Below are 13,083 nucleotides of genomic sequence, written 5' to 3' on the forward strand. Positions count from 1 at the left end.
GCGGCGGCCTCTCACCATCAGCGCCCATGGTGATGGATGATGACCGCACGTCAAAAGAAGTGGTAACAGAGTGCAGGAGCCACCAGGCCAGGACTTCGATGTCGCGCAACAGGCATGGACGGTTAGCTGCCCCGGAGATGGACGCCGCCCATGGGCGGATCGCCGTTCGACCAGTCGCGGCCGGCGTCGGATCTGGCCGGGATGAGTGACGCCGGCGCCAGCACGGACCTGTTCGTCCGCTCGATCAAGCGCTCGCGCCAGGCGCTTCTGGCCATGGCGCTGTTCTCCGGCGCAATCAATATCCTGACCCTGACCGGCTCGCTGTTCATGCTGCAGGTCTATGACCGGGTGCTGCCGAGCCGCAGCATCCCGACCCTTGCCGCCTTGGTGCTGATCGTGGCCCTGCTCTACGGCTTCCAGGTCGTGCTGGAGGCGATCCGCAGCCGCATGGTCGGGCGCATCGGCCGCCTGCTCGATGAGGACCTCTCGGCCGCGGCGTTCCGCTCGGTGGTGGCCTTGCCGTCGCGGACCGGGCCTGGCCAGGACCGCGTCGACTCGATCCGCGATCTCGACCACGTCCGACAGTTCGTCGGCTCACAAGGCCCTGCGGCTTTTTTCGATCTGCCCTGGGTTCCGCTCTACGTCGCCATCTGCTTCCTGTTCCATCCATGGCTCGGATGGCTGACCGTTGCCGGCGCGGCGATCGTCCTGGGGCTGACGCTGTGGGGCGAGTTCCGCACTCGCGCGGCCATCCTGCAATCGGCCCAGACCTCACAGCGCCGCCAGGCCGCCGTCGACAGCGGGCGCCGCAATGCCGAGGTTCTGGCGACGATGAACCTGACCCGCCAGATGGAACAACGTTTCGCCAAGACCAATCTGGAATTCCTGGATGCCCAGCAGACCGGCGTCGACCGATCAGCCGGCATCAGCGCGCTGGTGCGCGGCACGCGCATGCTGCTGCAATCGCTTGTGCTGGCTCTCGCCGCGTTTCTGGCGGTGCGCCAGGAGATCTCGGCGGGCACCATCATCGCGGCCTCCATCCTGTCGTCGCGGGCGCTGGCGCCGATCGACCTTGCGGCCTCGCAATGGCGCCTCTTCCTTGGTGCTCGCCAGGCGGTGGCCCGGCTCCGGCACGCGCTGGTCCCGGCCAGAACGCCCGAACCGGTGACACGCCTGCCGACACCGAAGGACCAGCTCCTGGTCGATGCCGGTTTCGTCGCGCCGCCAGGCGCCAACCTGCCAATCGTCACCAACGTCGCTTTCACCGTGACGGCCGGTGACGGCCTCGGCATCGTCGGGCCGTCCGGCTCCGGCAAGACCACGCTGGCGCGCGCGATCACCGGCGTCTGGCCCTTGGCGCGCGGCGAGGTCACGCTGGATGGCGCCCCGCTCGGCCAGTACACCGCCGAGGACCGCGGCGCGGCGATCGGCTACCTGCCACAGGATGTCGACCTGTTCGATGGAACCATTGCCGAGAACATCGCGCGCTTCGACCCGGAGCGGACCGACGACGCGATCGTGGCCGCCGCCCAGCTCGCCAATGTCCACGACCTCATCCTGAGGCTGCCACAGGGTTACGACACCCGGATCGGCGACGGTGAGCTCAAGCTCTCGGCCGGCCAGCGCCAGCGGATCGGCCTTGCCCGTGCGCTTTACCGCGACCCCTTTGTCGTCGTGCTGGACGAACCCTATTCCAATCTCGACGGCGAGGGTGATGCCGCCTTGAATGCGGCGCTGCTGGCGGTCCGGGCGCGCGGCGGCATCTTCGTCCTGATCGCCCATCGCCGTAGCGCCATCGGCGCCGTCAACAAGCTGGTCGCCATCCGCGACGGACGGCAGATCGCCTTTGGCCCGCGGGACGAGGTGCTGGCCAAGATTGCCGCCATGCAGCTCGGGGCACCGGCAACCCAGGCAACACCGGTCGCGCCGGCGCGGCAAAACCCGCAGGACGTCAAGGTGGTGGGCGATGGCTGATCCCGGGAAAAAGCAAAACGCCACCGATCGCTCGATACGCAACCACGGCGCCCTCGGCATGCTCGTGATCTTCGGCCTGATGGGCAGTCTCGGCGTCTGGTCGGCCACCGCCAGCATTTCCGGCGCGGTGATCGCCTCCGGACAAGTCGCAGTCGAGTCCAGCGCCAAGAAGGTCCAGCACCCCGAAGGCGGCATCGTCGCCGAATTAAAGGTGCGCGAAGGCGACCGCGTCAGGGCCGGCGACCTGCTGATCCGGCTCGATGACACCATCCTGCGTGCCAATCTGTCGATCCTGGTCAAGACGCTGGACGAACTGACCGCCCAGGAGGCGCGGCTGGTCGCCGAGCGCAGCGGCACGCCATCGATCGTCTTCCCTGACGCCCTGTTGAAACGCGCCGAAACCAACTTCGATGTCCGGGCCTCGATCGCCGGTCAGACCATCATCTTCGAGAGCCGCCGCGCAGTGCGCGCCTCCGCCAGGACACAGTTGAACGAACAGGTCGCCCAGCTCGAGTCGGTGATCGAAGGCCTGACCGCCCAGCGCGCGGCCCGCGAGGAGGAGCTCAAGCTGATCGCCGAAGAGCTCCGCGGCGTCCGCGATCTCTACGCCAAAAATCTCGTGCCGCTGAACCGGGTCAATGCACTCGATCGCGACCGCACCAGGATCGACGGCGAACGGGGCAAGCTGATCGCCGACATTGCCGGCTCGCGCGGCTCGATCGCCGAGAAGAGAATCCAGATCCTCCGCCTCGACGACGATTTCCGCTCGGGCGTGGTCCAGGAATTGTCGGAGGCGCGCAACAAGATGAACGAGGCGATCGAACGCAAGATCGCCGCCGAGGACAGGTTGAGCCGGGTCGAGATTCGCGCCCCCGCCTCAGGCATGATCCATCAGCTCAACGTCTTCACCGTCGGCGGCGTGATCGCGACGGGCGAAGTGGCGATGCTGATCGTGCCCGACAACGACAAGCTCGTCGTCGACGCGATGATCGAGCCGCAGGAGATCGAACATCTCCACCTCGGCCAGCAGGCCCAGGTCCGGTTCACCGGTTTTCCGGACCGCAATCTCAAGGATGCGACCGGCGAGGTCATCGTCATCTCGCCGGACCTGGTCGAGGATCCGGCGACCCGTCGCCGCTTCTACAAGATCAAGCTGGCGGTGGTGCCGCCGATCGGCGCCAGCGGCCAGCCGCTGACCCTGGTCCCGGGAATGCCGGCTGAGGCCTTCATCATCAAGGGCGAGCGCACCGTCCTGGAATATCTGGTCAAGCCGATCGTCGATCAGATCCGGCGCGCATTCCGGGAGTGAACCGACCGCCGGGTCGGCCCGCAGCCGGCGCGGCGATCCGGTTGCCGCCGACCGCTCGGGCGAACCAGGCCTGGCAACCTGAGAAGTGAGACTTACTCACCCGTTTGCTGCGATATTCCGAAGCGGAAGTGTCGTGCCGATGAAACAAAACTTAAACTGGCGCAAAAAATTTCAGGTTGAAGCGAAAGATTAGATCATCAAGACTTGCCTGCGCAAAAGCCAGACCTTAGGGTTGTGGGCCGCGTTCGTGTGCGCGGTGCAGGCGCAACGGCCCGCTTGGGCTCCGTCATGCCTGTCTTAGCCTGCTATGCGATGCTGCTCTTGCATGCACCCGAATCTGCCGAGCCGGCTACGCCTCAGCCGGTGCGAAAGGACTGAGTGATGACGCAGCTCACCAATCCCGACGACGAGACCGACGGCGGTTCGCTCGAACGCGACGGCGCCAGCGGCGTGAGCCACTGACGACCGCCTGTGAGCTGGACGCGACGATCCGGCAGCGTGCGACCGTCACAGCCACATGAAACGCATTCATGACGTTGGCTTATGGGGAGGGGATCGTGAGCTCATCCAATAGAACCGTGCTGTCGATCCCGTTGCAGGGCGGCGAGGTCGACGCCTTTCTGTTTGTCGATCCGCGCGTCGCGGGCTGGCGCAGCCTCACGGCCGATCTCCCACCCGCCATCCGTATCATCGTGCTCGATGCCGCTATTGATGGCGTGACGCAAATCGCAGCCGCGCTGCAAGACGCGCGCGGCCTTGCCGCCATCCATATTCTTTCGCATGGGACCGAGGCGGACATCCATGTCGGCGTCAACGGCCTGACCGCCGAAAATCTCCCCGGCTATGCCGCCGAGCTCGCGATGATCGGGGCCTCGCTGCGCCCGGATGGCGATATCCTCATCTACGGCTGCGAAGTCGGGAGCGGGTCGAAAGGCCGGGATTTCATCGAAGGCATTGCGGACCTCACCGGCGCATCGGTTGCCGCTTCCGCGGGTTTGACTGGCGCGATCGATCTCGGTGGAGACTGGCACCTTGGCGTGCGGGTTGGTGCCCCAACGACGGCGCTGTTCGTCGGCCAGCAAGCGCGCAATGCCTATGCCGGATTGCTCGCCGTCAAATTCACCAGCGGTGACAACTCCACCTTCCCGGAGCCCGTAGCCGGCAGCCGCGCAGTCGTCGGAGATTTCGACAACGACGGCGACGACGACATTCTCTATCAGACCGCCGGCAATGGCACTCCTTTCGAGTATGCCAGGAGCAACGGCGACGGCACGTTTACGATTCTGCCGCTAGCGAGCTCGCCCTTTGCCGGCCTGACGCTGCCGGATCACACCGGCACGAACTATTATCATGCCGACTTCGATGGCGATGGTGACCTTGATCTCCTGGCGGCGGTCAATGGCGCAACCGGCAGCTATTTCCGCAACAACGGCGGCACCTTCAGCGCCCAATCCAGCGCGACCTTTCCGTCTCCGGGGGCCGCTGGCCGTATGGTCGCCGGAGATTTCGACGGCGATGGCGACGCCGATATTCTCTACCAGACCGTCGGCAATGGCACCCCTTTTGCGTACGCCAGGAGCAATGGCGACGGCACGTTTACGAGTTTGCCGCAATCGAGTTCGCCGTTTGCCGGACTGACGCTGCCGGACAATGGCGGTGGAACCCATTTTCTTGCCGATTTTGACGGCGACGGCGACGAGGACCTCTGGGCGGCCGTCGCAGGGGCCAATGGCAGCTACTTTCGCAATGACGGCGGCACATTCGTCGACGCCGACGAATCGACTTTCCCTTTGCTTGCGACCGCGAGCCGTATCGTCGTCGCCGATTTCGACAGCGACGGCGATGTCGACATCCTCTACCAGGTCGCAGGCAACGGAAGTGCCATCGAATACGCCAGGAGCAACGGCAACGGCACGTTCACCATTCAGTCGCAGGCGGCTTCGCCGTTTGCCGGGTTGAGCCTGCCGAACATCGCTGGGGCGGGCTTCTACCATCCCGGGGATTTCGACGGCGACGGCGACATCGACCTCATCGCGGGCGTGAGCAGCGCGCCGGACAGCTATTTCGTCCAAGGCGGAGACGGCGACGGTGCGCCTCCGCAACTGGTTTCCAGCACGCCGGCCGACAACGCCACCGGCATTTCGCCGACCGCGAATATCACGCTGGCCTTCAGCGAGACCGTCAATGCCGGGGCCGGCAACATCTATTTGCGCCGCAGCTCGGACGATGCGCTGATCGAAACCATTTCCGCTTCGGACGGGTCGAAGATCTCCGGGATTGGCACGGCGACGGTTACGATCAATCCGGCAACCACGCTGGCGGGGCTGACAGGCTATTACCTGACCTTCGACCTGGACGCTTTCGTCGACACCGACGGCGTCGGTTTCGGCCGGTCGAACGGCGTGGTGCGCGAGGCGATCACCGACAAGACCTTTCTCAACTTCACGACGGCCGTCCCCAATATCTCGCCCACGCTCGGCAACGTGAACGGCGACACGGCCGCCTTTACCGAGGAAGGCGGCGCCGTTCTGCTTGACGCAAGCGGCAATGCCACGGTCGCCGATCCGGATTCCGCCAATTTCGACGGCGGTACGGTGACAGTGGCGATCACCGGCAACCGGGTGGTGGGCGAGGATGTCCTTGGCATCGCCAACCAAGGAACCGGTCCGGGGCAGATCGGGCTGTCCGGCGGCAATGTCACTTTTGGCGGCGTCACGATCGGTGCATTCACCGGCGGCAGCGGCGCCAATGATCTCGTCGTCACGCTGGATTCCGATGCGACCCCCGCCGCGGTGCAGGCGCTGGTGCGCGCGCTGACCTACAACAACACAAATGCGGGCAATCCCTCGACCAATAGCCGCACGATCAGCATCGTCGTCACGGATGGCGATGGCGGCGCCAGTTCTGCCGCGACGGTGACGGTGGGCGTGACCGCCGTCGACGATGTCCATACCGGTGGTGTCTCGATCTCGGGCACGGCGGCGGAGGATCAGGTATTGACCGCCGTCTCGACGCTCGCCGATCCCGACGGCCTCGGCACCCTGCACTATCAGTGGCAGCGAGACGCCGGCTCGGGCTTCGTCAATGTCGGTATCGACCAGGCGACCTATGGGCTCGGCGATGCCGACGTCGGCGCGACCGTCCGGGTCGTCGTCAGCTATACCGATGGCGGCGGCACGGCCGAGAGCGAGACCAGCGCCGCGACGGCCATTGTCAGCGGCGTCAACGACCCCCATACCGGTGGCGCCGCGATCACCGGCACAACCACCGAAGACCAGGTGCTGACCGCGGTCTCGACGCTGGCCGACCCCGACGGCCTTGGGGGCCTGCACTTTCAGTGGCAGCGCAACGCGGGCTCGGGCTATGTCAATGTCGGCACCGACCAGTCGACCTATACGCTCGGCGATGCCGATGTCGGCGCGATCGTCCGGGTGGTGGTCAGCTATGTCGACGGCCAGGGCTTTGCCGAATCCGCGACCAGCGCGGCGACCGCGGCCATCGCCAATGTCAACGACCCGCACACCGGCGGCGCCGCCATTACCGGCACGGCGGCCGACGACCAGGTGCTGACCGCCGTCTCGACCCTGGCCGACCTCGATGGCCTCGGCACGCTGCACTACCAGTGGCAGCGCGACGCAGGTTCCGGCTACGTCAATGTCGGCACCGACCAGGCGACCTACGGGCTCACCGATGCCGATGTCGGCGCGATCGTCCGGGTGGTGATCAGCTATACCGACGGTGGCGGTTCCCCCGAAAGCGCGACCAGTGCCGCGACCGCCGCCATCACCGATGTCAATGACCCGCCGACCGGTGGCGTTTCGATCTCAGGCACGTCGACCGAGAACCAGGTGCTGACCGCCGATCCCACGACGCTCAGCGATGGCGACGGCCTTGGGGTCCTGCACTACCAGTGGCAGCGCAACACAGGCTCGGGTTTCGTCAATGTCGGCACCGACCAGGCGACCTATACACTCGGCGACGCCGATGTCGGTGGGCTCGTCCGGGTCGTGGTCAGCTATATCGACGGCCAGGGCACGGCCGAAAGCGTGACCAGTGCCGCCACCACGGCGATCAGCGGTGTCAACGATCCCCATACCGGTAGCGCCTCGATCACGGGCAGCGCGGTCGAAGACCAGGTGCTGACCGCCGTCTCGACGCTTGCCGACGCCGACGGCCTTGGGATCTTGCACTACCAGTGGCAGCGCGACACGGGTTCGGGCTACGTCAATGTCGGCACCGACCAGTCGACCTATACGCTCGGCGACGCCGATGTCGGCGGGATCGTCCGGGTGGTGATCAGCTATGCCGACGGCCAGGGCTTTGCCGAATCCACGACCAGCGCCGCGACCGCGGCGATTGCCAATATCAACGATGCCCCGACCGGCAACGTTGCGATCTCCGGCACGACGACCGAGAACCAGCTCCTGGCCACCGTCTCGACGCTGGCCGATGGCGACGGCCTCGGCACGCTGCATTACCAGTGGCAGCGCGACACGGGCTCGGGCTACGTCGATACAGGTGCCGCAGACCAGGCGACCTATACGCTCGGCGACGCCGATGTCGGCGCGACCATCAGGGTGGTGGTCGTCTATACCGATGGCGGCGGCACCGCCGAGAGCGCGACCAGCGCCGCCACGGCCCCCATCAGCGGCGTCAACGATCCCCATACCGGCGCTGCCTCGATCACCGGCACAACCACCGAAGACCAGGTGTTGACCGCGGTCTCGACGCTCGCAGATGTCGACGGCCTGGGAGCTCTGCACTACCAGTGGCAGCGCGACTCGGGCTCGGGCTTTGCAAATGTCGGTGCTGACCAGGCGAGCTATACACTCGGCGACGCCGATGTCGGCGCGATCATGCGGGTGGTCGTCAGCTATGTCGACGGCCAGGGCTTTGCCGAATCCGCGACCAGTGCGACGACCGCCGCGATCGCCAATATCAACGATGCCCCGACCGGCAACGTCACCATCACCGGCACGGTGGCCGACGGCCAGGTGCTGACCGCCGACACCGCGGCGCTCAGCGATGCCGACGGCCTCGGCACGCTGCACTATCAGTGGCAGCGCGACTCGGGTTCCGGCTTCGTCAATGTCGGCGCCGACCAGGCGACCTATGGGCTTGACGACGTCGATGTCGGGGCGATCATCCGGGTGGTCGTCAGCTATACCGACGGCCGCGGCACCGCCCAGGCCAAGACCAGCACCGCGACCGCTCCCGTTGCCGATGTCAACGACCCGCATACCGGCGGCGTTGCGATATCAGGCACGGCCACCGAAGACCAAGTGCTGACCGCCACCTCGACGCTGGCCGATCCCGATGGCCTCGGGGCCCTGCATTACCAGTGGCAGCGCGACTCGGGTTCGGGCTTCACCAATGTCGGCCTCGACCAGGCGACCTATGGGCTCGGTGACGCCGATGTCGGCGCGGTCGTCCGGGTCGTCGTCAGCTATGTCGATGGCACTGGCACCGCCGAAAGCGCGACCAGTGCCTCGACCGGCATCATTGCCAATGTCAACGATGCGCCGGTCGCGGCGAATGATGCGGCGAGCGTCGGTCAGTTCCTGTCGACCAGCGGCTCGGTCAGGACCAACGACACCGATGTCGACAACCCGACCGGCAGCCTGACGGTGACCAATGTCGCCTTCAACACGACGCATGTGAACCAGACAGTGGTCGCCGGCGGCACGGTGGTGACCGGCGCCTACGGCCACCTGACCATCCACCCCGACGGGAGCTATTCCTATAGTGCCGATAGCGGGGCGTTCCCCAGCCCCGGCGCCACCGACATCTTCGACTACACGATCACCGATCCCAGTGGCGCGTCCTCGACGGCGCGACTGACGGTGTCGGTCAGCGGTTCGTCGACCGGCGACGACAATCCCAACATCATCATTGGCACCGGCCAGCCCGAGACCTTGACCGGCCGGGGCGGCGACGACGCGCTTTATGGCGGTGGCGGCAATGACACGCTCGACGGCGGCGACGGCAACGACCTCCTGGCCGGCGGGGCCGGCGGCGACATTCTCAGCGGCGGCGCGGGCAATGACACCGCCGACTACTCGGCGTCCAACGCGCCGCTGAACGCTTCTCTGCTGCTCAACATGGTCACCGGTGGCGATGCCACGGGCGATCAGCTCCGGAGCATCGAGAGCATCACCGGCACCGCCTTCAGCGACCAGATCTTCGGCAGTGCCGGAACCAATGTCCTGTCGGGCGCCGGCGGCGACGATTACATCTTCGGCTTCACCGGCGACGACACCCTGAACGGCGGCGCGGGCCAGGACAGGCTCGTCGGCGGTTCCGGCACCAATATCCTCAACGGCGACGACGGCAACGACCAGCTGTTCGGTTACGAGGGCAATGACCTCATCAATGGCGGCGCCGGCAACGACTATCTGAACGGCGGCACCGGCCGCGACACTTTCGTCATGCGCAACGGCACGGGCGGCGACCAGATCGCCGACTTCGAGGCAGGCGCCGGCCTTGGCGATGTCCTGGATCTCAGGGACTTCGGCTTTGCCGACGCAGCGGCCGTGCTCAATGCGGCCATCAACGTCAATGGCGGCGTCATGTTTGTGCTCGACGCCGACGACAGCGTGTTCATCAGCGGGTTGAACAAGTCGCAGTTCGCCGCCAACGACTTCCTGCTGGCGTGAGGCGGGCAACCGCCTCCCGACAAGCCGTCAAAGCAGAGCCTCGATCCGGATCGGCAGGTCCCGCACCCGGCGGCCGGTCGCATGGAAGACCGCATTGGTCACGGCGGGCGCGGTGCCGACCAGCGCGATCTCGCCCAATCCCTTGACGCCGAGCGGATTGAGATGCGGGTCGGTCTCCTCGACGAACAGCGCCTCCAGCGTGCCGATGTCGAGACTGACCGGCACCAGATAGTCCGCCATCGAAGCGTTGACCGGCCGGCCGTCGCGCGGGTCGAGCACGGTCTGTTCCATCAGCGCCATGCCGATGCCGCCGACCATGCCGCCGGTGCACTGGCTGCGGGCGAGCAGCGGATTGACGATGCGGCCGGCGCCATAGGCGCCAACCACCCGGCGCACCCGCACCATCGCCAGATCGGGATCCACCGCGACCTCGGCGAACACCGCGCCGAAGGCATGCATGGAGAAGCGCTGCTGCTCAGCCCCGCCGGCACTTGCCGCATCCGCCACGATCGGTTCGCCGCGCCGGGCCACCAGCGCGCCATAGGCCTGGCGGCTGGGCACGGCATTGCCGAGACCCGATGCCTCGCGCAGCGCCAGGCAGGCAGCCTGAACCGCCGAGCCGACCGACGCCATGGTCATCGAGCCGCCATGCGGCGGGGCGGCCGGAAAATCGGACCGCCCGAGCGCAAACCGGATATCGTCGACCGCGAGCCCCAGGGCATCGGCGGCAACCTGGCTCATCGAGGTATAGGTGCCCGGGCCCATGTCGCTGGCGGCGGTCTCGACCTCGACGCTGCCATCGGCGAGCAGGCGCGCCCGGGCCTTCGCCCCGGCCCGCATGGTCGGATAGGTCGCCGAGGCCATGCCCCAGCCGATCAGCAGGCGGCCGTCGCGCATCGAGCCGGGACGCGGGTCGCGCCGGCTCCAGCCGAAGCGCGTGGCACCGGCCTCGTAACAGGCCCTGAGCGAACGGCTGGAGAAAGGCAGGTCATGCGCCTCGTCATGATCGGGTTCGTTGCGCAGGCGCAGAGCCACCGGGTCCATGCCGAGCTTCACCGCCAGCTCATCCATGGCGCTTTCGACCGCGAAGATGCCGCTCGCCTCGCCCGGCCCGCGCATATAGGTCGGCGTGCCGGTGTCTAGCGGCGTCAGCCGGTAGCGCGTGCGGACATTCGGGCAGGAATAGAGATAGCGCGAGGCGGCCGTCAGGGCCTCGACGAACTGCTCGTGACGCGAGGTTTCGCCGGTGCCCTCGTGGATCAGCGCCGACAGCACGCCATCCGCCGACGCGCCCAGGGCGACACGCTGGCGGGTGCACGGGCGATGGCCGGTCGTATCGAACATCTGGCGGCGGGTCAGCACCAGCTTCACCGGCCGGCCGACATGGCGGGCGGCCAGCGCCGCCAAGGTCACATGCGGCCAGGTCCTGAGCGACGTGCCGAAGCCGCCGCCGACATAGGGGCAGATGACCCGCACGCTGCGCTTGGCAAGGCCGAACACCGCTTCGATCTGGGCGGCCTCGTTGACGACATATTGGCTCTTGCTCCAGAGCGTCAGCTGGTCGCCCTGCCAGGCCGCGACGGTGGCATGCGGCTCCATCGGATTGTGGTTCTCGCGCGCCATGCCATAGGTCGCATCGACCTGAACCTCGGCCCGGCCCAGTGCCGCATCCGCGTCGCCCCTGGCGCTGTCGCTGGCGCGGCCGCCCGGCTGCCGCCCGGCATCCGGAATGATCTCGACGGCCTCGGCGTGATCGAGCCCGACCACCGGCGGCTCGCTCTCATAGCTGAGCCCGAGCCGGTTGGCGGCGTGTTCCGCCTGGTCCAGCGTCTCGGCAACCACCACCGCGACCGGTTGTCCGAAGAACCGGATACGATCGTCCTGCAGCACGTGCAACCGTTCGCCGAAAGCCGGATCGATACCGCTCTTGTGCTTGCGATAGGCGAGCTTGGGCGCATTCAGGTGGCTCAGCACCGCGAGCACGCCCGGCAGCGCCAGCGTCTCCCTGTCGTCGATCCCGACGATGCGGCCAAGGCCGACCGTGCTCGACACGATGACGCCATGGGCCTGGCCCGGCTGGTCGAACTCGGCGGCATAGCGGGCCTGGCCGGTGACCTTGGCGGGTCCGTCGACCCGTGGCAGCGGCAGCCCGAAGGACAATTCGGTCATGACGGATCCCCCGCCATGGCGAGCGCCCGGACCACGGTCCGGCGCAGCAGCTCGATCTTGTAGTGGTTGCCCGGCAGCGGCCTCGCGCCCGCCACCGCCGCTTCGGCCGCGGCCTGCCAGGCGTGCGGGCCGGCGCGCTGACCAACAAGCGCCGTTTCGCATGCGCGCAGGCGCCAGGGCCTGGTGCCGACGCCGCCGGCTGCGATCCGCGCGCTGCGGACAAGGCCATCCTCGATGTCCAGCGCGGTCGCGACCGAGACCAGGGCGAACTCATAGGATGCCCGGTCACGCACCTTCAGATAGCGCGCCCGGCGCGAATAGGTGCCGTGCGGCACCGTGACGGCGGTGATCAGTTCGCCCGGCAGCAAGCTGTGCTCGAGATGGGGCGTGTCGCCGGGAAGGCGATAGAGCTCTTCCACCGGAAAAACCCGCTCGCCGTCCGGGCCATGGGCATGCACGACCGCGTCCAGCGCGACCAGGGCCACCGCGAGATCGGACGGATGGGTGGCCACGCAATGGTCGCTGGTCCCCAGGATCGCGTGACCGGCATTGATGCCGCCGATCGCCGCGCAGCCCGAGCCGGGCAGGCGCTTGTTGCAGGCGGCATCACGCGTGCGGAAATAGGGGCAGCGCACCCGCTGCAGCAGGTTGCCGCCGATCGTCGCCATGTTGCGCAGCTGCGGCGACGCGCCCTCCAGCAAGGCCTCGACGATCAGGGGCTGCGCCGCAACCGTGGCCAGGTGGCCGGCGACCTCGGCCATGCGTGCCAGCGCCCCGAGCACCAGTCCGTCCGCCTCCAGCCGGATGTCGGTGAGCGGCAGGTCGTTGATATCGACCAATGTCTCGGGCCGCTCGACCTCCTCGCGCATCAGGTCGATCAACGTCGTGCCGCCGGCGATGTAGCGTCCGCCGGCCAGTGCCGCGGTGATGGCGTCGGGCGCGCTCCGGACGCGCTGGTAGGCGAAGGGGATCATG

General features: G+C 67.2%; 5 protein-coding genes. 3 read left to right on the forward strand and 2 right to left on the reverse strand.

Annotated elements, in window-relative coordinates; all coding sequences use genetic code 11:
- The first annotated feature begins 201 nt into the window (after positions 1 to 201).
- The 3 genes from E8M01_RS06905 (at position 202) to E8M01_RS06915 (ending at position 9,939) form a co-directional block, all read left to right on the forward strand.
- Positions 202 to 1,974 (forward strand): type I secretion system permease/ATPase, encoded by a 1,773-nt coding sequence (locus tag E8M01_RS06905; RefSeq protein WP_136959454.1) that lies wholly within the window; start codon positions 202 to 204, stop codon positions 1,972 to 1,974.
- On the forward strand, positions 1,967 to 3,283 hold the full coding sequence (locus E8M01_RS06910) for an HlyD family type I secretion periplasmic adaptor subunit (RefSeq protein WP_136959455.1): 1,317 nt from the start codon (positions 1,967 to 1,969) through the stop codon (positions 3,281 to 3,283). Before E8M01_RS06905 ends, E8M01_RS06910 begins: the two co-directional genes overlap by 8 nt.
- 557 nt (positions 3,284 to 3,840) lie before the next feature.
- Positions 3,841 to 9,939 (forward strand): DUF4347 domain-containing protein, encoded by a 6,099-nt coding sequence (locus E8M01_RS06915; RefSeq protein ID WP_170181811.1) that lies wholly within the window; start codon positions 3,841 to 3,843, stop codon positions 9,937 to 9,939.
- A 27-nt stretch (positions 9,940 to 9,966) separates the two neighbouring features.
- Here E8M01_RS06915 and E8M01_RS06920 read toward each other — a convergent pair whose 3' ends face one another.
- Positions 9,967 to 12,108: a xanthine dehydrogenase family protein molybdopterin-binding subunit gene (locus E8M01_RS06920; RefSeq protein WP_136959457.1), complete on the reverse strand. Its 2,142-nt coding sequence runs from the start codon at positions 12,106 to 12,108 to the stop codon at positions 9,967 to 9,969.
- Positions 12,105 to 13,082 (reverse strand): FAD binding domain-containing protein, encoded by a 978-nt coding sequence (locus E8M01_RS06925; RefSeq protein ID WP_136959458.1) that lies wholly within the window; start codon positions 13,080 to 13,082, stop codon positions 12,105 to 12,107. The genes E8M01_RS06920 and E8M01_RS06925 overlap by 4 nt, the downstream gene beginning before the upstream one ends.
- Position 13,083 lies beyond the last annotated feature (1 nt).

This window comes from Phreatobacter stygius (assembly GCF_005144885.1).
GTDB classification, from domain to species: Bacteria; Pseudomonadota; Alphaproteobacteria; order Rhizobiales; family Phreatobacteraceae; genus Phreatobacter; species Phreatobacter stygius.